The organism is Microcella sp. (assembly GCF_046296455.1).
Lineage (GTDB): Bacteria > Actinomycetota > Actinomycetes > Actinomycetales > Microbacteriaceae > Microcella.
Window position 1 is genome coordinate 1 of the sequence record NZ_JBKBLF010000018.1, and the last position, 21,046, is coordinate 21,046.

At 66.5% G+C, this 21,046-nt stretch carries 15 protein-coding genes and 2 tRNA genes; 2 read left to right on the forward strand and 15 right to left on the reverse strand.

The features are described from left to right. Positions 1–123: 123 nt before the first annotated feature. Positions 124–504: a hypothetical protein gene (locus ACK4HH_RS09970; RefSeq protein WP_409651265.1), complete on the reverse strand. Its 381-nt coding sequence runs from the start codon at positions 502–504 to the stop codon at positions 124–126. Between the two features lie 122 nt (positions 505–626). Here ACK4HH_RS09970 and ACK4HH_RS09975 point away from each other — a divergent pair, with 122 nt between their 5' ends. Further along, positions 627–1,289, forward strand: a complete 663-nt coding sequence (locus ACK4HH_RS09975) for a response regulator transcription factor (protein ID WP_409651267.1) — start codon at positions 627–629, stop codon at positions 1,287–1,289. After that, positions 1,289–2,722 carry an ATP-binding protein gene (locus ACK4HH_RS09980; RefSeq protein ID WP_409651269.1) on the forward strand — a complete coding sequence of 478 codons (1,434 nt, stop codon included), beginning with the start codon at positions 1,289–1,291 and terminating at the stop codon, positions 2,720–2,722. The genes ACK4HH_RS09975 and ACK4HH_RS09980 overlap by 1 nt, the downstream gene beginning before the upstream one ends. Here the strand turns inward: ACK4HH_RS09980 and ACK4HH_RS09985 are convergent. From ACK4HH_RS09985 to recF, 14 genes are all read right to left on the reverse strand, one after another. Further along, positions 2,698–3,492, reverse strand: coding sequence for a phosphate ABC transporter ATP-binding protein (locus ACK4HH_RS09985; protein ID WP_409651337.1), 795 nt, complete (start codon positions 3,490–3,492; stop codon positions 2,698–2,700). The genes ACK4HH_RS09980 and ACK4HH_RS09985 overlap by 25 nt on opposite strands. Positions 3,493–3,538: 46 nt before the next feature. Next, on the reverse strand, positions 3,539–4,546 hold the full coding sequence (locus ACK4HH_RS09990) for a sortase (protein ID WP_409651271.1): 1,008 nt from the start codon (positions 4,544–4,546) through the stop codon (positions 3,539–3,541). Between the two features lie 109 nt (positions 4,547–4,655). After that, on the reverse strand, positions 4,656–6,713 hold the full coding sequence (locus ACK4HH_RS09995) for an Ig-like domain-containing protein (protein WP_409651273.1): 2,058 nt from the start codon (positions 6,711–6,713) through the stop codon (positions 4,656–4,658). Positions 6,714–6,886: 173 nt separating this feature from the next. Beyond that, entirely contained in the window at positions 6,887–9,361 is a 2,475-nt protein-coding gene (locus ACK4HH_RS10000) for a hypothetical protein (RefSeq protein ID WP_409651275.1), read from the reverse strand. Between the two features lie 80 nt (positions 9,362–9,441). Then, on the reverse strand, positions 9,442–11,091 hold the full coding sequence (locus ACK4HH_RS10005) for a phosphate ABC transporter substrate-binding protein PstS (protein ID WP_409651277.1): 1,650 nt from the start codon (positions 11,089–11,091) through the stop codon (positions 9,442–9,444). Between the two features lie 29 nt (positions 11,092–11,120). Further along, the gene (pstA, locus tag ACK4HH_RS10010) at positions 11,121–12,578 is read right to left on the reverse strand and encodes a phosphate ABC transporter permease PstA (RefSeq protein ID WP_409651279.1); all 1,458 of its coding nucleotides are present in this window, start codon (positions 12,576–12,578) and stop codon (positions 11,121–11,123) included. A 2-nt stretch (positions 12,579–12,580) separates the two neighbouring features. Beyond that, entirely contained in the window at positions 12,581–13,558 is a 978-nt protein-coding gene (gene pstC, locus ACK4HH_RS10015; RefSeq protein ID WP_409651281.1) for a phosphate ABC transporter permease subunit PstC, read from the reverse strand. Between the two features lie 172 nt (positions 13,559–13,730). Then, positions 13,731–13,803: transfer RNA gene (locus ACK4HH_RS10020), tRNA-Ala, on the reverse strand. A 173-nt stretch (positions 13,804–13,976) separates the two neighbouring features. Then, a tRNA-Ile gene (locus tag ACK4HH_RS10025) sits at positions 13,977–14,050 on the reverse strand. 63 nt (positions 14,051–14,113) lie between these two features. Then, positions 14,114–14,521: a DUF3566 domain-containing protein gene (locus ACK4HH_RS10030; protein ID WP_409651283.1), complete on the reverse strand. Its 408-nt coding sequence runs from the start codon at positions 14,519–14,521 to the stop codon at positions 14,114–14,116. Then, on the reverse strand, positions 14,518–17,085 hold the full coding sequence (gyrA, locus tag ACK4HH_RS10035; RefSeq protein ID WP_409651285.1) for a DNA gyrase subunit A: 2,568 nt from the start codon (positions 17,083–17,085) through the stop codon (positions 14,518–14,520). Before gyrA ends, ACK4HH_RS10030 begins: the two co-directional genes overlap by 4 nt. A 44-nt stretch (positions 17,086–17,129) precedes the next feature. Next, the gene (gene gyrB, locus ACK4HH_RS10040) at positions 17,130–19,169 is read right to left on the reverse strand and encodes a DNA topoisomerase (ATP-hydrolyzing) subunit B (protein WP_409651287.1); all 2,040 of its coding nucleotides are present in this window, start codon (positions 19,167–19,169) and stop codon (positions 17,130–17,132) included. A gap of 174 nt (positions 19,170–19,343) precedes the next feature. Beyond that, complete coding sequence (locus ACK4HH_RS10045; protein WP_409651289.1) at positions 19,344–19,859, reverse strand: DUF721 domain-containing protein; 516 nt, start codon at positions 19,857–19,859, stop codon at positions 19,344–19,346. A gap of 35 nt (positions 19,860–19,894) precedes the next feature. Then, the gene (gene recF, locus ACK4HH_RS10050; protein ID WP_409651291.1) at positions 19,895–21,043 is read right to left on the reverse strand and encodes a DNA replication/repair protein RecF; all 1,149 of its coding nucleotides are present in this window, start codon (positions 21,041–21,043) and stop codon (positions 19,895–19,897) included. Positions 21,044–21,046: the final 3 nt, after the last annotated feature.

The window sequence follows — 21,046 nt, forward strand, 5'->3', positions numbered from 1 at the left end:
GCCTCGACCTGCGCCTGCTGCTCGGCCACGGCGGCCGAGACCTGAAACCCGGTGACCATGCCGATGAGCGCGATCGCCGTGCCGGCACCCGTGAGGGTGCGCGCCACGGCGGCCGGCCGCGGACTAGTCGTCATCGTCGGATTCGTCCTCATCTTCGTGGTCCTCGTCCTCCGACTCGTCGTCGTCATCGTCGTCATCCGACTCATCGTCGTCGTCGTCGTGGTCGTCGTCGTCCCCGCTCGACCCCGCACTGACGGGAGCGGGCGCTGCGACCGGGGTGGCCGGCTGCGCCGCAGCGGCCTCGGCGCGCTCGAGCTGCTTGAGGTACTCCTCGGGAATGTCGTCGCCCTTCGGCTCGACGGGAACGAGCACGGGCGTCGCGCTGCCGATGACGGTCTCTTCGGCCGAGGCCGTGCCGAGCACCGACTGGTTGACGGCGTAGGCCCCACCCGCGGCACCGAGCACGGCGACGATCGAGAGGGCGGTGATGATCTGTGTTCTCATGCTTCGACGGTAGGTCGGCGCGACTTCAGGCCGATCCCGCGAACATCCAAGATTCGTCCAAGATCGCCGCCGTCGGCGGTGGATGCGCACATCGGGCCGCGCGATCGCGGCATGATGAGCGCATGCGGGTACTGGTGGTCGAAGACGACGATGCGGTGGCCGACGGCATCGTCGACGGTCTCGCCGATCGCGCGATCACCGCGACGCGCGTCGCCACGGGGGCGGCGGGCATCGCCGCCGCGGCCGAGCAGGCGCCCGACCTCATCGTGCTCGACCTCGGCCTGCCCGATATCGACGGCACCGAGGTGTGCCGCCGCATCCGGGCGGCCAGCGCCGTGCCCATCATCATCGTGAGCGCTCGCGACGACGAGGTCGATCGCGTCGTCGCGCTCGAGCTCGGGGCCGACGACTACATCGTGAAGCCCTTCGGCATGCGCGAGCTCGTCGCGCGCATCCATGCAATCTTGCGTCGCTCGGGCGCCACCGATCGGGGCGCGGGCGACGAGGGCTCGCGGCTCGTCATCGACTCGCGGGCGCGTCGCGTGCTGCTGGATGGCGAGCCCGTTCACCTGACCCCGCGCGAGTTCGACGTGCTCGAGTACCTGGCCCGCGACCGCGGCGCCGTCTATCGGCGCACCGACATCTTGCGCGACGTGTGGGACACCACGTGGTTCGGCACGGCGAAGACCCTCGACGCCCACATCGCCGCCGTGCGCAAGAAGCTCGGCGACCCGGGCTGGATCGAGTCGGTGCGCGGGGTCGGCTTTCGGCTCGGAGAACCCTGATGCGCTGGCGCTTCATGGGCATGGTGATGGTCATCACGGCGCTCGTTCTCGTCGTGCAGACGGTTCCCCTCGCGCAGTACTTGCGCACGGTCGAGCTCGACCGGCTCGTCACGGGGCTCGAGCGCGACGCCTTCGTGCTCGCCGGTCGCGCCGAGGAGGCGCTCGAATCGCTCGATGCGGCCGAACTGGCCGTGGTCGAGGATGCCGCGCTCGAGTATCGCGCGGCCGGCGGCGGCCGCGTGGTCATCACGTCGATCGACGGCACGGCCCTCGTCACGAGCGATGACGACGAATCGGCGCTCGGCGCGGACTACTCGTCGCGGCCCGAGATCGCCGAAGCGCTCGCCGGCACGATCTCGTCGGGTTCGCGGTACTCGACCACGCTGCAGCAGCAGCTGGTCTACGTCGCGGTTCCCGTGCTGAGCGGCGACGAGATCCTCGGCGCCGTGCGGCTCACCTACGACGAGTCGGTTGTCGACGTCGAGGTCGGGCAGCGTTTGCGGGTGATCGGCATCGTCGCGCTGCTGACGCTGCTCATGGCGGGCATCGCCGGCATCGTCTTCTCGGGCACCGTGACTCGACGTCTGACCGTGCTCACCGCCACGACCGAACGGCTCGCCGGGGGCGACCTCACCGCTCGGGCGGATCCGACGAGCGGCGCGCCCGAGCTCGTGCGACTTGCCCGGTCGTTCAACCGCATGGCCGACCGGTTGTCGGGGCTCATCGACGAGCAGCGCGCCTTCGCGGCCGACGCTTCGCACCAGTTACGCACCCCGCTCACGGCGCTGCGGCTCAAGCTCGAGCGGGCGCGCGACCTCATCGGCTCCGACCCCGACGGTGCCGCCGAGCGGCTCGCCGCCGCCGAGCTCGAGGCCGACCGCCTGGTGACGATCGTCGAAGGTCTGCTCGCGCTGGGGCGGGCCGGAGCATCCATCACCGCCGGCACCGACGTCGATCTCAGTGCCATCGCCCGCGAGCGCGTCGAGCAGTGGGAGCCGCTCGCCGCCGAGAGCGGCGTCGCCCTCACCGTCGACGGCCCGTCGAACGTCGCGGTGCGCGCCGTGCCGACAGGCGTCGATCAGATGCTCGACAACATCATCGACAACGCGCTCGCCGTCTCGCGCGAGGGCGACAGCATCCGGGTCGTCATCGCCGACGGCGAGCGCCCCACCCTGACCGTGCTCGACGAGGGTCCTGGCATGACGGATGACGAGCTCGCCCGCGCGTTCGACCGCTTCTGGCGCGGCGGCACGACGACACCCGGCACCGGTCTCGGCCTGGCGATCGTCGCCGAGCTCGCCCGCGCGAGCGGCGCCGATGTCGCGCTCACCCGACGCGAACCGAGGGGTCTCGCCGCCACGATCACCTTCGACCCGGCGGAGGGGAAGGAGCGACTCTCTACCGCGACCTATCCGAAGCGGCCGTTGACGTAGTCGAGGGTGCGCTCATCGTTGGGGGTCGAGAACATCGTGTCGGTGTGACCGTGCTCCACGATCTGCCCGGGGGTTCCCGCCTCCGCGAGGAAGAAGGCGCACTGGTCAGAGACCCGCTGCGCCTGCTGCATGTTGTGGGTCACGATGACGATCGTCACGCGGGACTTCAGCTCGAGAATGGTCTGCTCAATGCGCCGCGTCGAGGTGGGATCGAGCGCCGAGCACGGCTCGTCCATCAACAGCACGCGCGGTTCCACGGCCAGCGAGCGCGCGATGCACAGTCGCTGCTGCTGGCCGCCCGAGAGTCCGCCGCCCGCCGCCTGCAGTCGATCCTTCACTTCGTTCCACAGCCCCGCCATGGTCAACGACTCTTCGATCACTCGCGCCTTCTCCGACTTGGACAGCTTCTGGCCCGTCAGCGTCAAGCCCGCGATCGTGTTGTCGGCTATCGACATCGCCGGAAACGGGTTGGGCTTCTGAAACACCATGCCGATAGCCCGGCGGGCATCCGTGATTCGCATGGTCGAGTCGTAGACATCTTTGTCATCGACGAGCACAGAACCCGCGAGGCTGGCACCCGGCACCAGCTCGTGCATCCGGTTGAGAACTCGCAAGAAGGTGCTCTTTCCGCACCCCGACGGGCCAATGAGTGCGGTGACCTCACCGGGCTGCATGACGAGGCTGACGCGTTCCAGAACCTTGCGATCTCCGAACCAGGCCGAGACTCCCCGAGCCTCCAGAGTGGCGAGGCCGTGGTTTTCGCCATCCATGGGTAGTGCCTCTGTCGTTGTGGTGTCGGTCATGCGATCGGTCCGTTCATGTGAGGTTAGGGAGGAGAGCTGAGGCTTCGCGAAAGAGCAAGAAGGCGAGGGCCGCGAGAAGCGGAGACGCCACGACCCAGGCCTGCCATCGGCCCCAGTAGCGGCGGACGAACGGCACGAGCGCCACGGCCGCCAAGAGGATCAGGGAATACAGTGCGAGCTCGGCAGCGCCACCGGATTGCGAGGCCATAGCGAGCTCGTCGTCCGGAAGGGCGGCATAGGTGAAGGCTCGAGCCCCTGCCTCGAAGGCGTCGCCGATCAATACCGCGTCGACCCGAAGTGTGTCCATCGCAAAGAACGGCAGGCCGGTTGCGGTCACGAGGGTGAGGGTTCCATCGGCAGCGGGGCGGTCAGGCAACTCTTCCTGTCCGACGCGAACTCCGACGACGCGATAGGTCGACGTTCCTTGGCCAGTCGTCACCTCGATGCGGTCACCTTCACTGAGCTGACCAAGGTTGGCGAATGGTCCACCGAACGCGGCCTGACGCCCGAAGATCACCGACGCTCCTTGCTGGCCGGGCATGACCGTGTCCCGACGGTGTCCGGGTGCCGACTGCAGCGTGTAGGAGGTCGTGCCTTCCACGACGGCCGTTCTCAGATCGATCGTGGGAATCTCAAGCAGGGCTATCGGGGTGCCGAGCGGCAGCAGCTCTCCGTCTGCACCGGTTTGCGAGACGGGCGACGTGGAGTTCGCCAGCTCGAACCGAAGCTCCTCTTGAAGAATGTGCTGATCCCGGGCGTGAGTGACGGGACTGATCACCACCACGTAGGCCGCGAAGGCGAGCAGGGTTGAGCCGAGCAGGAGCAGCACCGTGGAGCCGAATCGGGCCCGCTCGAGCGGAGACAACGGTGCGGCCGCGCGATCGACGACCGATTCGAGATCCGCGTTGTCGCTGGCGAACCTGTTCGACGCTCGCGCGAACGACGAGCGCGTAGCTGACCATGCTCCCGCGGCCCACTGGTGCAGGCGACGCGGAAGCTCGCGGAGGTCAGTCGGGGACATGGTGGGTGCTTTCGGGTGAATGACGTGTGGACCGAGCAGGCGGGGGGGGGGGGGGGGGGGGGGGGGGGGGCGGGCCCCCCGCCCCCCCCCCCCCCCCCGCCGTGGCGCACTAGCGAACGGTGAACTTGACCGTCGTGTTGCGGGCGTTGAACAAGGTGTTGCCGAGGTACCGGACCGACAGCGTGCGGGTTGCACGCGAGAGGGTCTTCGGCAGGGTGATGGTCACCTTCCCAGTCGTCGCCGAGACGTTCCCCGCTCCCAGGAGCGCACCCGTCGTCGAGCTACGGATCTCAACGCGCCCCGTGGGCACGACCCCGTTCACCGGAGCAACGGTGACCGAAACGCGACCGGCCGTGCCGAATCGCACGGTCGGGGCCGACGCCGTCACCGTCGGGATTGCCTTAGCGACGGTCACCGTACGGGTGCTCGATACGCTCGGGGCGAAGTTGGTCGCCGTCGGCGGCACGTAACGCACCTGGAAGTTGTAGCTCAGCTGACGCGCGGCAAACCGGAAGGCAGTCGCCTGCTCGTCGCTGTCGAGCTCATACGTGCTCAGCAGCGTGTCGCCATCGTAGAGAGCGAGCGATCCACCCTCCGCACCATTGACCCAGCCGACCACCGTAATGAACTGACCGATCGTCGAGGTCGCCTTCGTCGAGATGAAGGTCGTGGTCTCCTGGGTGACGGGAACGCTCGACACGGAAGTCTGCGAACCAGTAACCCCGGCGAGGGTGGGAATGAACACCGCTCGCAGGTCAACGCTCGACTCATTCGTGTCGATCGTGACCGGAACCTGAACGGTGGCCGTTGCGGTCGCAACATGCGGAGCGACATCGGCCGTTCCCACGACCTCGGTTCCGGCGAGGATGTTGACCGTGCCGCCCTGACGGTGGGTCTTCGAGTCGACCGTCACGAGAACGTTCGACGACTCGTTGACGGCCAGACCAGTCGGGGCCTCCCACGAGATGGTGCTCGTGTTGTCAGCGTTCGGGGCGTACGCGCGGTTCGTGTCGTCGCCACACTCCTCGATCGGCACGAATCCATACAGCTCGATCGTGGCTTCCTGCTGGCAGATCAGCGAATCGGGCCCGTTGAAGACACGGTGTTCAACTGTGCTCGGGTCGTCGAGCTTCCGCGACGGAACGATGTTGAACACATTGCGGGTCGCCGCGACGAACGCCGGGTTGGCCTTGATCAGGTCACCCTCCGCCGCCACAAAAGGCGCCTGCGCCTCAAGCGCCTCGGTCGCCCGCAGGGGAAGGAGCGACGCTCCGTTACGACGATCGGTCACGACCGGCTGCCCGGTGCTGGCGAAGTTGGTGAACGCGACATACTGGCCGATCGAGAACGGACCGATGACGGTCTCGTCGAGACCCATGACCGTGCCGTCGTGCTCCTGCACGGGATAGTCCGTGCCCTCAATGTTGATCACCGAGCTGCGGAACAGGGCCGGAATGCCACCCGCGTTGTTGTCGGCCAGGCCGAGAACATCGACGATGAAGTACGAGCGGGTTCCCGAGCCCGACTGCGGGATGACCGGGCGGATCGCGATGGCCTGCGTGCCGGCCGGCGCGTCAACCGGAATCGTGGCGTCAGGCCCAACACCCACGTAGGTGTACGGGTCGAGTTCCGTGCCGTCGCCATCGATGTAGGCGTGCGTCACGGCACCCTTGTAGACAGCAGTGAGGTTCGGCTTGCTGGTGGTGTCCTCACCCTTGCCGATGTACCACGGAACGACCGCCAGCGGGCTCCCCGTCTTGACGGCCATCGTGAGGGCGTCTTTGGCGAAGGGCACGTATGCCAGAACGCCGTTGGCCGCACCGTTCGATCCCACACCGCTCGAGCTGCGCGCTGCCTGGATCTGGCCGATCACGTTCGAGTTGGCCGAGAAGGAGCCACCGGTCTGACGGGCGATGGTCGCCGTCGCCGTCTGACCGATCGCGACGCGGAGCATGTCGCGACCCGCAGACGATCCGTTCGCTCGGGGCGCGATCGTTCCTGCAGCGTCGATCTGAACGGTCGACGTGCCAACCGCAAGGTAGTTCGCCAGAAGGTCTTCCTCGGCAGCGGTGTTCACGGCCGCCGAGAGGCCCTGCATGACGTCTTGCGTGGTGTCCGAGCCGAAGACGACGAGCTGGCCGTATTCGTCAGCAGCGGGGTCGGCCACCGCGGGCGTGGCCACGACGGCTCCCGCGATGAGGGCTCCAGCGCACGCCGCCGCGAGGCTGCGTGCAAAGAGTGTGGTGTTCATGAGTGCGTGTTTCCTTTCGAATGACGTGTCTCGATGTCGAGACACACGGGTTTGTCGCAGGGGAGTCACGTAGGTGGTGCGCCGGCTGTTCAGTCGAACAAGGCCTCCTCGTCATCGAGAAGTCGTCGTGCGCGGCGCGAGAGGATCGCGCCGGCAAACATGCTCGGCACCCCGAGCGCCAGAGCTGCCGCGAAGCCGACCGGTCCGATCCCCGCGGGCACCGAAGCGACAGCCCGAACCGTCTCGACCTCGGGAAACGCCGTTGGTACCGGACCGTCGATCGGGAGCGCTCCGCCAGAACCGAAGTCCTCGCCAAAGTCATCGAAGTTCGGCTCCTCGATTGCAGGCGATGTCGGAATCGCGCACGTCGTCGATGCCGTGGCGAACGACGCCGTCACGGCCTTCGCGGCGTCGACATCCACGGCCGGGAGCGGGACGTACCCGTCGGGCAATTGACCTGACGCATCTCCTGCCACTTGGCCGGCCCCGACCGCATAGTCGAGCAGCTTCTTGTAGTCAGCGAGGGCTGCCGTGTCGGCACCGCAATAGTTCACCGCCGCGTAGATCGGAACGCTGAGCGGGTACGTTCCACCCTTCACGAGGGACGGATCGATCGTGCGAACGCCTGTCGCTGCGTCAGGAGTTGCGCTCGCGATCGTTGCCGAGATCGACTCGGCTGTGGGCGCCACTGCCTGGCCTGCTGCGTTCACGAGCTTGGCCGTTCGAAGACCGAATCGCGCCGCGCTCGGAGCATCGACGATCGCAATCATGAATCGTGCGCCCGGCCGCTGCACACCCGTCGACACGTAACTGGGTGGCAGCCGGGTCGGATCCCACGCGGTTCGAGCTCCCGACTCACCGCGAAGAGCTCGAAGGGCGGCCTCCTGGTAATCGGCAGCGTACGGGCGCATGTCGAGCGTTCCGAAGCCGGGCGGAGGGGCGGGGTCCTCCTGAAGCGTCGACAGATCCGCTTTCGGGAACGTGTCGGTCGGCGTGACGTCGAGGTCGAGAGCGTCATAGGCGCTGTGGATGCGCATGCCCCACTCATCGGCAACGCCAGCCAGGAATCCGCGCGCGAGCGGGTCAGCGCGCAGCCACTGCCACACGAGAGCGTTGGCGTCACTGCCCCCGAGCGCAACAACGAGTCCGGGCGGGAACGCGTTGATTCCAAAGTCTCGGAAGTCAGGGTTCAGCCGCAAGAACTCCGGGTCTTTGACGATCGACACGGGGTTGTTGGTGACTCCCCCGATCACACCACCGTCGGGGATGTCGTTGCGGTAGGACTGCGTGAGCAGCTTCGCGACAAGCCGCGCGTTGAGAACGAGTTCGCCGACGCGGGTTCCATTTCTCGCCGCAATTGCTGACTCGCTATTGAGGGCATAGTCGATGTTGTACGCCACGACGATCGCGCTCTGCGCCACCGGCGCGTACTTGATCGTCGCGCCCTGACGCTCTTCCTCCGGGAAGACCGACGTCACGAAGGCGAGCTTGCTCGCGGTCGGGTCATCGCGGACGATGAGGCGTCGTGCCTCGCCGTCCCCGATCATGGAGAAGCCGAAGGTCGTACCGCCGTCGCACAGAGCCGGTTGCCAGCGGGTGATGGCTGCGCTGATGGTCTCAGCACCCGCAACCCGACGCTCCTCAGAACCGAGTGCGCACGAGCGCGTGAGCGGCTGGAAGCCAAGCGGGATGGCGATGCGTTGCGCCCAGGCTGTGGCAGACAGCGGACTGCCGAGAATACGCCCCGCGGCCGACGCTGTCGTGGCGTTCTGCCCATTGAGGTTGAAAGTCCCGCGCGGCACGATCACGAGCCAGCAGGACCGAGGGCTGCCCTCATTCGACGCACCGCATCCAAGATGCGGAGCCTCGAGCGCCGTCTGAACTTCGAACAAGACCGAGCCGGTCCGGTCAGCACCGGTGCGCACCGCCGTGACCTCGTTCGATGTCGTCGAGTCGAAGAAGTCGCCAGGAGCGAAGGTTCGCGTTCCATCCACGGCTTGGAACGGGACTCGAAAGACGTTGGCGAACGGGTTGTCCGGGGGCGGCGGGATGCGAACGGTCGCGTCGTAGACCTGTGCTGGGTCCTCGTTGCGCACAAGGTCACGGGAGCCCGTGCGCAAACCGATCAGGGTGGTGATCGAACTCGTGGGTGCTCCCCATTGGCATTGCGTCGGAAGGGGCCCGGATGGGTCGTCTCCCCAACACTGCATGATCTGCAGATAGTCCGTGGCGAATTCCCCGAGAGAGGTGGGGCGCGCATTGCGCCACGAGATCTCGATACCTTGGTTCGTCAGCTGCTCCGTCTGACTCACGGTCACTTCGAGGTCAGCCAGGCTTGCCGCATCGGGGCCGGTCGCGTCGGGGTAGAGATCTCCCCACCTGACCGACCGCGTTCCAGCGGGAACCGTCGCGGTGGCGGAAACCGGCTTCGGTGCGGGGGTCGCGGCACGCGGAGTGGGCTCGGGCGACTCCGTCGGGAAAGCGGTGTCGTCGACAGGAGGAGCGGTCTCGACGACGTTATCGCCAGGACTGTCGTCGGCGACCGCGAACGAAGGCGTGGCCATCAGACCCATCGCCCCAACAAGGCTCATTACAAGCCCTCCAACGACAAGTTGGCGCGCTGAACGAAGCAGCCGGGACCCACTCACGAGCTGCTCCTCGAGCCGCGAATCATGCGAGCGAGTGCAGGCGGAATGATGACCGTCGCCAGCAGGACGAGAAGAGCGACCATCATCAAGACGTTGTCGCGAGTCCATCCCTCGGCCGCGCTCTCGATCTCGACAGGCACCGACGCGACGGTCTGACACGCCCCTGTGTCGATGTCGCAGATCGCAGTTCCCCCGCCGGAACCGACGGACCCGGGTCCTCCGCCGCCACCGAGTCCGCCGCCGCCACCCATGCCGCCGCCGGCGTCGACACCGGTGTCGACGCCTTCCCCCGCGTCTGAGCCCGAGTCAGAGCCGCCGGAGTTATCGGTGGGGGTCGGATTATCGGCAGCGCCACCCGTGCCTGTCGCGCACTGGGTGTCACCCCGTCGATCGCACGCCGCCGGTTGCGGAGCATTCTTAGCGAGGGTATTGGTTCCATCCGCCGAGAACGTCGGGTTGTTGCACTTGCTGATGTTGATCGACTGCACTTCAACGCCCGGGATTCGCCGAACCTGTTCCAGACCTGCCTTCACGAGGTTGATCGGAAGTGGCGAGTAGCCCAAGGCCTCGGCTTGACGCTGCCCCTCGCACAGAAAGTAGTAGGCGAAATCCCCGAGCGTCTCGCCCTTTGCCGCCGTGAAGTTGCCTTCCGCGGCCGTGGGCACGATGAGATACGAGTACGACGACAGCGGGTACACGCGCGGGTCAGTGCTGCGATACACCCCGGTAAGAATCTGCGTCAGATACGCCGACGAGGAGGGGTCGTTGTTGATGCGGGCGCTCAACAGGGAGACAGCCACGTTGGACGCGGTGGGCTCGACGTAGTAGCCGGCCCTGTTCAGCACCTTGGCCACGGGATATCCGGCCTTGAGTGCATATGAGTACTCGACGTAGGTGATGGTTCCCACGTTGGCGCGCTGCGAGACGTAGCCCGCCACGCCTTGCGAGCCCGGCTGCCCGACGAATCCCGATCCAGAGAGCACGGGGTAGTTCGACGTCTGACCGCACGGTGTCGGTCGGTTGGCCTTGGCACAGTACGCGTCCCAGAGAGAGCGGTGTTCGGAGGCCATCCAAGCCGTGAGCTGCGCGGTCGAACCCGAGCCGTCCGAGCGAACAACCGGGACAATGCGTCGTGCGGGAAGGGTGATCCCGGGGTTATCAGCCTTGATCGCAGGATGGTCCCAGCTCGTGATGACGCCGGTGAAGATGCGCGTGATCGTCTCCCCCGACAGACGAAGGTTCGTGATGCGCTGGTTGCCGATCGTGAGGTTGTACATGATCGACGTGCCTCCAGCAACGATCGGCATGTAGGCAAACTTTCGAGTTGGAGGAGTGTCAACGACGCCCCCGTCAGTGAGGCCGTACGGAATCTCGGACGACGCGAAGTCGACCGTTCCCGAGCGAAACTGATTGCGGCCATCAGACGACCCCGTGCTCGCGTAGTTCACGCGCATACCGAACTGCTGAACATTGCGGCGCCACTGATCGATCGCGTTGGCGCTCCACGAGGAGCCTGCACCGCTGATGGGCACGTAGGTCGCTGCAGTGGACGATTGGGGGACGATGTCTTCGCGAGCAGATGCAGCCTGCGGTGCGCCCGCGGCCGTCGTGATGAGAAGGCACAAGGCAACGATGGTCGCGAGCACAGCGCTCATCGGAGTGCGTCGGGGCCGGATCATGTCGTTTCTCCTGCTGCGTGGTGTGACGAAGGGGACGGTTCGGTGGTGGGCGTGTCGACCTCAACGTCGCCGCGTCTTGCCGCTTTTTGTGCGCGACGTTCCGCGATGGCGCTGCCCACACGTGCGACATACGCCCTCGCCGAGCGCCCTATCCACACCTGCGCGCGCGCAATCGCGTCTCTCACGCTGCGAAGCACAGGAACAGCGAGTCGCCCGAGGGGCGCAAGCGCCCGACCCAACGGAGCAAGTGCGGCGGCGATCGACGCGAAGACCCGCTCGCGACGAACTCGCGCGCGCTCGCGTTTCTCGATCGTTCGCCCACCGAGCCACCGCGCACCCGCGAAGAGCACGAGCACGAGCAGCATCAGCACGGCAGCGGCCCCAAAGCCTCGAGCGATCATGGTCGGCTCGGGTGACTTGACAAACTGGAAGACAGCGAGTGGAAGCGAGATCATCGGACCCCGGAAGGCGTCAAGGTTCAGAGCTGCCGTGAACCCCGAGGTGAGCAGCACCGGTGAGGTTTCGCCGATGCCGCGAGCGGTGGCCAGAATGATGGCGGTCGTCAGTCCCGACCGAGATGTCGGCAGCACCACGTGCCACACGGTTCGCCACTGGCCCGCCCCGAGACCGATGGCGCCCTCCTTCAGGGTGGCTGGAACCATGCGAATGACGACGTCTGCGGCGCGGATCATGATCGGCAGCATCATCACGCTGATCGCCAACGCCGCTGCGAAGCCCGACTTCTCGAGGCCGAGGATGAGAATCGCGGTGGCGTAAATGAAGAGGCCGGCGACGATGGACGGCAATGCCGACATCGCTTCGACGACGGTTCGCACGAAACTCGCGAACCTACCCGGCATTTCATTGAGATAGAGCGCCGTCAAGATGCCGAGCGGAATCGTGATCACAAGGGCGATCGTGATCTGGATCAGTGAACCGACGATCGCATGAATGATTCCCCCGAGGCTCAGTGGGTCGAGGGGTCCCGCGAGCGACATGTCTTGGACGAAGAAGTTCGGGAAGCGGAGTGCCTCGAGCCCCCGATAGATCGTGAACGTCACGACAAACACCAGCGTCAACACGACGATGATGGCGAGACTGTGCACGATCACCGCCGCGACGCGGTCGCGCACAACCGGACCCGGCTCATTAAATGACAAGAGCAGTGCGTAAAAGACAAGGAACAAGACGTAGGCAATGAGGAGCGGCCCGAGCACCCCTGTCACGGGCATTATCTGCGTGGTCACGGCCCACGTCGAGCCGAGTGACGCGGTGAAAGCGCCAGCAATAGCGAAGAGGTCTCCCAGCCGCGCCCCCCCGAGCTGCCGCCGTACTTCCCGTTGAATGGTGCGAGCAGCAGCCTCCTGGCCCTGAGTGATTTCATCGAATCGCGTCGCGTCATCGACCGGGGCCAACTGCTCAACGGCAGGTGGTGGAAGGGTGTCGATGGCCATGGTCAGCTACTCACCCCCGACCGCGAACGCGCGACGATCAGGGAGGCGGCAAAATTGACCGCGAGGGTCATGAGGAACAGCGCGAGCCCGGCCGCCATCAGCGCCGAGAGGCCAAACTCTGTCGCTTCGCCGTACCGGAGAGCAATCAGTGACGAGACTGAGATTGCTCCGTTCTCGAGAATCCGGGGCTGAAAAACGAAGACCGGCGAAATGATGATGTACACGGCGATGGTCTCCCCGAGAGCACGACCGAGGCCCAGCATGCTGCCCCCGATCATCCCCGCCCGACCAAAGGGAAGGACTACCGTCTGAATCATCGACCAGCGCGTCGCACCGAGGGCGAGCGCTCCCTCTCGCTCACCAATGGGGGCCTGATCAAAGACCTCTCTCATGATCGAGGTGATGATCGGGGTGATCATCATGGCGACGACCAGACCCGCGATGAACGTGGAGGACGTGAAGACTGTCGTGGGAGCAAGCGGATCGCTCGGGTCTGCTCCTTCTACAGCGAAGATGGGAATGAATCCGAAGTTTTGTGAGATCCATCGCGCGACCGGTACGACCTCCCCCTGCAACCAGAAGAAGCCCCAGAGTCCGAAGACGATGCTGGGAATCGCCGCCATGAGGTCGACGAGCGAGATCAGGGTTGGTCGCAAGCGCAATGGCGCATACTGCGTGATGTACAGCGCACACGCCGAAGCAAGAGGAACTGCAGTCAAGATCGCGACGAGGGCAATCAAGACCGTTCCGAACAGGATGGCAGCGATTCCGAATCGGCCGGCGTCCGGCTCCCAGGCCTGCTCAGTGAAGAAGCTCCACCCTGCTGCCCCCAGCGCGTCCGCTGCGCGAATGGAGAGGAAGAGGCCCACCAGGAGCATGATCGCAAGCACCGAGATGCCGCCCGCAAGGGCGAAGCCACGGAATACTCGGTCGGGGCGCGCGCGAGTGACCCGAAGTGTGAGGGGGGTTTCTGCGGACACCGAAGGCAATCTCGTCGGAGGGGGAAGGACGATTGAGTGTCGATCAATCCCGTGAACTCTGACGCCGGTTCAGATTAACAATCGGTGCTCTATCAGCGACGTGATGCAACAACAGGCCACGCCTCGAGGAGGCGGCATCGTTCTGAACGAGCAGCACGGTGAAAAGAACCTGTGGAGCCTAGGAGAATCGAACTCCTGACCTCCTGCTTGCAAAGCAGGCGCTCTACCAATTGAGCTAAGGCCCCGAACCGCCATCCACTCTACCGAACCGTCCGGAGAGAGTTGAGCGGAGGAACCCCGTCACTCCCTCGCTCAGGCGAACGTGTTGCTCGAATGCGAGACGCGAAGCGTCGCGACCGCGTTCGCGACGCGGAAGCGCCGTCACGCCGCAGGAGCGGCGGCGCGACAATAAATGGAGTGGGGATACGAGGACTTGAACCTCGGACCTCTTCGTTATCAGCGAAGCGCTCTAACCGCCTGAGCTATATCCCCGTGAGACCGGATACGACTGTACTGCATCCGGTCACCGCCTCCCAATTCGGGAGGGGCGGTCGATCAGTTGTTGGTGAAGCCCACGAGCAGACCGCCCGTGAGGCGCACGCTGAGGTTGTAGAGCAGGGCGCTGATGGCGCCGATCGCCGTACCGCCGACGAGGTTGAGCAGCGCCACGATCGTGGCGAAGAACATGACCTGCCCGAGCGAGAGGATCGCCGCAAGGCTCGGGCCGTCTTCACCGATGATGTCGGCGAACACCGCGTCGACGTCTTGGATGACGCCGATCGAGTTGAGCACGATCCAGATGAAGAAGGTGGCGACGAGCAGCAGGATCGCGCCGCACACCGCGACGAGGAACGACAGCTTCACCGCCGACCAGAAGTCGATGTAGACAAACTTGAGACGAACCTGCTTCGTCGGGGTCTGGCGCTGCGACTTGCGCTGCAGCTTCTCGGCGACAGTACTCACTCGTTCTCGTCCTTTCCGACCTCGACCGCGGGCGCGGACTCGGTGGTGTCGGGGTTCTCGATGACCTCGGTATCAGCATCGACCAGGTTTCGCTCGCTGTTGCGGGCGATGGCGATGATGCGGTCGTCGTCGTCGGGCCGAGCGAACACGACACCCATGGTGTCACGACCCTTGGCGGGCACCTCGGCCACCGAGGAGCGTACCACCTTGCCGTTTTGCATCACCACGAGCACCTCGTCGTCGTCGGCGACGATGAGCCCCCCGGCGAGCCCGCCGCGGTCGTCGCTGAGCTTGGCGACCTTGATGCCGAGGCCGCCGCGCTGCTGCACGCGGTACTGCTCGACCTCGGTGCGCTTGGCGTAGCCGCCCTCGGTGACCACGAAGACGAACCCCCGGTCGCCGACGACCGCGGCCGACAGCAGCTCGTCGCCCGCACGGAACTTCATGCCCGTGACGCCCGAAGTCGAGCGGCCCATGGGCCGCAGCGCCGAGTCGTCGGCGGTGAAGCGCAGCGACATGCCCTGGCGCGAGACGAGCAGGATGTCGTCAGAGTCGTCGGCGAGCATCGCCGAGACCAGCTGGTCGCCCTCGCGCAGGTTGATGGCGATGATGCCGCCCGTGCGGTTGGTGTCGTACTCGGTGAGCGCGGTCTTCTTGACGAGGCCGTTGCGCGTCGCGAGCACGAGGTGCTGCGCGACCGAGTAGTCGCGGATGTCGAGGATCTGCGCGATCTCTTCATCCGGCTGCAGGGCGAGCAGGTTGGCGACATGCTGGCCCTTGGCGTCGCGCCCCGCCTCTTGCACCTCGTACGCCTTGAGCCGGTAGACCCGCCCGGTCGTCGTGAAGAACAGCAACCAATGGTGGGTGGTCGTGACGAAGAAGTGCTCGACGACGTCGTCGGCCCGCAGCTGCGCGCCCTTGACACCCTTGCCGCCCCGGTGCTGCGAGCGGTAGTTGTCGCTGCGCGTGCGCTTGATGTAGCCGCCGCGCGTCACGGTGACGACCATCTCTTCTTCGGGGATCAGGTCTTCGACGCTCATGTCGCCGTCGAAGCCGAACATGATCTCGGTGCGGCGGTCGTCGCCGTACTTGTCGACGATCTCGGTGAGCTCCTCCGACACGATCGACCGCTGGCGCTCGGGGCTCGCGAGAATCGCCTGGTAGTCGGCGATGAGCCGCTCGAGCTCGTCGGCCTGATCCTGGATCTTCTGCCGTTCGAGCGCGGCGAGGCGGCGCAGCTGCAGGTTCAGGATGGCCGTCGCCTGCAGCTCGTCGACGTCGAGCAGCGCGATCAGTCCGTCGCGGGCCTCGTCGACCGTGGGCGAGCGGCGGATGAGGGCGATGACCTCGTCGAGGGCATCCAGCGCCTTGAGGTACCCGCGCAAGATATGGGCGTCGGCCTCGGCCTTCTTGAGCCGGAAGGCCGTGCGGCGCACGATGACCTCGATCTGATGCGACACCCAGTACGTGATGAAGCCGTCGATCGGCAGCGTGCGCGGAACACCGTCGACGATCGCGAGCATGTTCGCGCCGAAGTTGTCTTGCAGCTGGGTGTGCTTGTAGAGGTTGTTGAGCACGACCTTCGCGACGGCGTCGCGCTTGAGCACGATGACGAGGCGCTGGCCGGTGCGGCCCGACGACTCGTCGCGAATGTCGGCGATACCGCCGAGCTTGCCCTCTTTGACGAGGTCGGCGATCTTGATCGCGAGGTTGTCGGGGTTGACCTGGTACGGCAGCTCGGTGATGACGAGGCACGTGCGGTTCTGGATTTCTTCGACCGTGACGACCGCGCGCATCGTGATCGAACCGCGGCCGGTGCGGTAGGCGTCGTGGATGCCCTTGACGCCGAGGATCTGCGCGCCGGTCGGGAAGTCGGGGCCCTTGACCCGCTGCAGGATCGCCTCGAGCAGGCTCTCGCGATCGGCCTCGGGGTGCTCGAGGTGCCACAGTGCGGCCGAGGCGACCTCGCGCAGGTTGTGGGGCGGGATGTTCGTGGCCATGCCGACGGCGATGCCGACCGAGCCGTTGACGAGCAGGTTCGGGAACCGCGCGGGAAGGATGCCCGGCTCTTGCGTGCGGCCGTCGTAGTTGTCGTGGAAGTCGACCGTGTCTTCCTCGATATCGCGCACCATCTCCATGGCGAGCGGGGCCATCTTGGTCTCGGTGTACCGCGGGGCGGCGGCCCCGTCGTTGCCGGGCGAGCCGAAGTTGCCCTGACCCGCGGCGAGCGGGTAGCGCATCGCCCACGGCTGCACGAGCCGCACGAGCGCGTCGTAGATGGCCGAGTCGCCGTGCGGGTGGAACTGGCCCATGACGTCGCCGACCACGCGCGAGCACTTCGAGTAGGCCTTGTCGGGGCGGTAGCCGCCGTCGAACATCGCGTAGATCACGCGGCGGTGCACGGGCTTGAGGCCGTCGCGCACATCGGGCAGCGCGCGCCCGACGATGACGCTCATCGCGTAGTCGAGGTACGAGCGCTGCATCTCGAGCTGCAGGTCGACCTGGTTCACGCGGCCGCCCGGTCCGTAGTCGACCGGCTCGGTGCCCGTGTTGTCGTCTGCCATGAGGGGAATCCTTCGGTGGTAGTGAGATCAGAGCGCGACTTCGACTAAATGTCGAGGAAGCGCACGTCTTTCGCGTTCTGCTGGATGAAGGTGCGGCGCTGCTCGACATCGTCGCCCATGAGGGTCGAGAACACGCTGTCGGCGACCGCGGCGTCTTCGAGCGTCACCTGCAGCAGCGTGCGCGAGGCCGGGTTCATCGTGGTGTCCCACAGCTCTTGGTGGTTCATCTCGCCGAGACCCTTGTAGCGCTGAATACCGTTGTCCTTCGGGATGCGCTTGCCGCCGGCCAGGCCGGACTCGAGCAGCACATCGCGCTCGCGGTCGCTGTAGACGTACTCGTGCTCGGCGTTCGTCCACTTGAGGCGGTAGAGCGGCGGCTGCGCGAGGTACACGTAGCCGAGGTCGATGAGCGGACGCATGTAGCGGAACAGCAGCGTCAGCAGCAGGGTCGTGATGTGCTGGCCATCGACATCGGCATCGGCCATGAGCACGATCTTGTGGTACCGCACCTTGTCGGGATCGAAGTCTTCTCCGATGCCCGCTCCGAAGGCCGTGATCATGGCCTGCACCTCGGCGTTGCCGAGCGCGCGGTCGAGGCGCGCCTTCTCGACGTTGAGGATCTTGCCGCGCAGCGGCAGGATCGCCTGCGTCTCGGGGTTGCGCCCCTGCACGGCCGAACCGCCGGCCGAGTCGCCCTCGACGATGAAGATCTCGCTGAGCGAGGGGTCTTTCGACTGGCAGTCTTTGAGCTTGCCGGGCATGCCGCCCGACTCGAGCAGGCCCTTGCGACGAGTCTGCTCGCGCGCCTTGCGCGCGGCGATGCGCGCGGCCGAGGCCTGCAGCGCCTTGCGGATGACGTCTTTCGCCTGCGCCGGGTTGCGATCGAACCAGTCGGCCAAGTGCTCGCCCGCCACCTTCTGCACGAACGACTTCGCTTCGGTGTTGCCGAGCTTGGTCTTGGTCTGGCCCTCGAACTGCGGCTCGCCGAGCTTGATCGAGATGACCGCCGTGAGGCCCTCGCGCACGTCGTCGCCCGAGAGGTTCTCGTCCTTCTCCTTCAAGATGCCCTTGTCGCGGGCGTACTTGTTGACGAGCGTCGTGAGCGCAGCCCGGAATCCCTCTTCATGGGTTCCGCCCTCGTGCGTGTTGATCGTGTTGGCGTAGGTGTGCACCGACTCGGAGTACGCGTTCGTCCACTGCATCGCCACCTCGAGCGCGATGCGCCTCTCGGTGTCTTCTGATTCGAAGCTGATGATCTCGGGGTGCACCACCTCGATCTTCTTGGCCGAGTTGAGAAACTCGACGTAGTCGACGAGGCCCTTCTCGTAGAGGAACTCTTCGCGGCGCGGCGCGGCGTCGGCCGCGGCATCGGTGTCGATGCGCTCGTCGGCGATCGTGATGCGCAGCCCCTTGTTGAGGAAGGCCATCTGCTGGAACCGGGTGCGCAGAGTGTCGTAGTCGAACTCGGTGGTCTCGAAGATCTCGCCGTTCGGCCAGAACGAGATGGTCGTGCCGGTCTCGTCGGTCGCCGCGCCCTTGGCGAGCGGGGCATCCGGAACACCGTGCTGGTAGGTCTGGCTGTAGACGTTGCCCTGCCGACGCACCTCGACGGCGAGGCGCTCGGAGAGCGCGTTGACGACCGAGCTGCCGACGCCGTGCAGCCCGCCCGAGACCGCGTAGCCGCCCCCGCCGAACTTTCCGCCCGCGTGCAGGATCGTGAGAACGACTTCGACGGTCGATTTCTTCTCGACCGGGTGCTCGTCGACGGGGATGCCGCGGCCGTTGTCGACCACGCGCACGCCGCCATCGGCGAGCAGCGTGACGTGGATGGTGTCGCAGTGGCCGGCGAGCGCCTCATCGACCGAGTTGTCGACGATCTCGTAGACGAGGTGGTGCAGACCGCGCGGGCCGGTCGAACCGATGTACATGCCGGGGCGCTTGCGCACGGCCTCGAGGCCCTCGAGCACCTGGATGTCGCCGGCCCCGTAGCTGTGGTCGTTGCGCGGCGTCGGGGTGTTGGGCTTCGCCAGCGCCGGCTCGCTCTCGGGGAGCGTGCCGTCGGGGGTGGAGGACGAGGTGGTCATATGGAATTGCGCTCCCGCCGGGTCGATCGCTGGTGGCCGATCAGAAGGGCGTCGGTACCGCCCTGTGTGGCGGGTCCATCCTACCAAGAAAACGCCTCTGGGAGCCGTCAGAACGGCCCTCTGGGGAGATATCTCGCCCCCGGTGGAGTGATTTGTTTTCGCGGCCTCAGGCGCTCAGCCGTAGGTGTCGCGGGGGCCGCGGCCGGGCACGGAGCGCGGCCCCCGCTTCCAACTGGGGGCGCCGGGCCCGCTGAACCGGATGCTCGTGACCTGCGCGTCGGGGTACCGCTGCAGGATCGTGGTGAGGATCTCGGCCCGCATGATGCGCAATTGCGTGGCCCACGCGGTCGAGTCGCACTGCACCGTGAGCACGCCGTCGTCGATGCCGGCGGGCTCGGAGTGCGCCGCGATGTCGACTCCGACGAGGTCGGGCCACGCCGTCAGCAGCTCGCCGCGGGCGAGCGGCGACGACCAGCCGAGCGTGCGGGTCATCGACTCGAGCACGTCCCCGAGGCCCGAGGGGTCGCGGCCGAGCCCGAACGGTGCGCTGTCGCCGGGGATGCGCGTGGCACGCTTGCGCGCATCGGACGACCGCAGCGCCGGATCGCCGAAGACCCGTCGCAGCCGCCGGTAGACCGCGCTCGCCTCGCTCTCGGTCGGCTCGCGGTCGGGCGCCGCGCGGTCATCCACCGGCTGATCGTCCGCGGAGCGATCACGGGCGGTCGTCACGCCGCGTCCTCCACGATCGCGCCGGCGGCGATGCCGATGCGCGTCGCCGCGAGTCGAGCGGGCACGTCGCCGCCCACGGCAGCGGTGATGAGCACCTGCTCGAACCCGCCCACGGCATCCGCCAGTCGTTCACGGCGCCCCTCGTCGAGTTCGGCGAACACGTCGTCGAGAATAAGCACAGGATCGCCCGCGATCGCCTCGGCCCGCAGTACCTCGGCTGCGGCGAGCTTGAGCGCGAGCGCGTACGACCAGCTCTCGCCGTGGCTGGCGTATCCGCGCGCCGGCAGCCCGTTGAGCTCGAGCACGAGATCATCGCGATGCGGCCCGACGAGCGTGACCGCGCGCTCGAGCTCTGCGCGGCGGCGCCCGAGTAGTCGCGCCCGAAAACGGTCGGCGACGCGCTCGGCCGCATCGACCACTTCGGGGGGACTCGCCTCGTCGTCGAGACCGTCGACGCTCACGCGAAGCGCCATGCGCGTGAGGTGGTCATCGCCCGCGACGGCCCGGTAGGCGCGTGCGACGTGGGGGCGAAGAGCATCGACGAGGTCGGCGCGCGCCATGATGAGCTCGGTGCCGAGGCTCACGAGTCGCTCATCCCACACGTCGAGCGTCGACAGGCTGTCGGCGGACAGTCGTGACGCCCGTGCCGACTTCAGCAGCGAGTTGCGCTGGCGCACGACACGCTCGTAATCGGTGATGACCCCCGCGAGCCGAGGGGTGCGCTGCACGACGAGCGTGTCGAGAAATCCGCGGCGCACACCGGGGTCGCCGCGCACGAGCGCCAGATCCTCCGGGGCGAACACCACGCTCGCGAAGTAGCGCGGAAGATCGCGCAATCGCACGCTCGATCCGTTCACCTGGGCGCGATTGGGGGATGCCCGGTTCAGCTCGATCTCGATGACCGCGGCGCGCTCCTCGTGCTGCACGCGCAGCCGCACGATGCCCGACCCAGCACCGAAGCGGATGAGCGCCTGATCACTCGAGACCCGGTGCGACGAGGCCGAACCGGCGTAGGCGATCGCCTCGACGAGATTGGTCTTGCCCTGCCCGTTGCGGCCCACGAACAGCACCGCTCCGGGCCGCAGCTCGACATCGGCGCGCGCGTAGTTGCGAAAGTCAGCGAGCGAGAGATGCGTGACGTGCACGCG

What these genes read in the sequence shown, in the direction of transcription:
- ACK4HH_RS09970 (WP_409651265.1), bottom strand. Translation starts at nt 504, where the DNA reads ATGAGAACACAGATCATCACCGCCCTCTCGATCGTCGCCGTGCTCGGT.
- ACK4HH_RS09975 (WP_409651267.1), top strand. Translation starts at nt 627, where the DNA reads ATGCGGGTACTGGTGGTCGAAGACGACGATGCGGTGGCCGACGGCATC.
- ACK4HH_RS09980 (WP_409651269.1), top strand. Translation starts at nt 1,289, where the DNA reads ATGCGCTGGCGCTTCATGGGCATGGTGATGGTCATCACGGCGCTCGTT.
- ACK4HH_RS09985 (WP_409651337.1), bottom strand. Translation starts at nt 3,492, where the DNA reads ATGGATGGCGAAAACCACGGCCTCGCCACTCTGGAGGCTCGGGGAGTC.
- ACK4HH_RS09990 (WP_409651271.1), bottom strand. Translation starts at nt 4,546, where the DNA reads ATGTCCCCGACTGACCTCCGCGAGCTTCCGCGTCGCCTGCACCAGTGG.
- ACK4HH_RS10000 (WP_409651275.1), bottom strand. Translation starts at nt 9,361, where the DNA reads ATGGCCACGCCTTCGTTCGCGGTCGCCGACGACAGTCCTGGCGATAAC.
- pstA (WP_409651279.1), bottom strand. Translation starts at nt 12,578, where the DNA reads ATGGCCATCGACACCCTTCCACCACCTGCCGTTGAGCAGTTGGCCCCG.
- gyrA (WP_409651285.1), bottom strand. Translation starts at nt 17,085, where the DNA reads ATGGCAGACGACAACACGGGCACCGAGCCGGTCGACTACGGACCGGGC.
- gyrB (WP_409651287.1), bottom strand. Translation starts at nt 19,169, where the DNA reads ATGACCACCTCGTCCTCCACCCCCGACGGCACGCTCCCCGAGAGCGAG.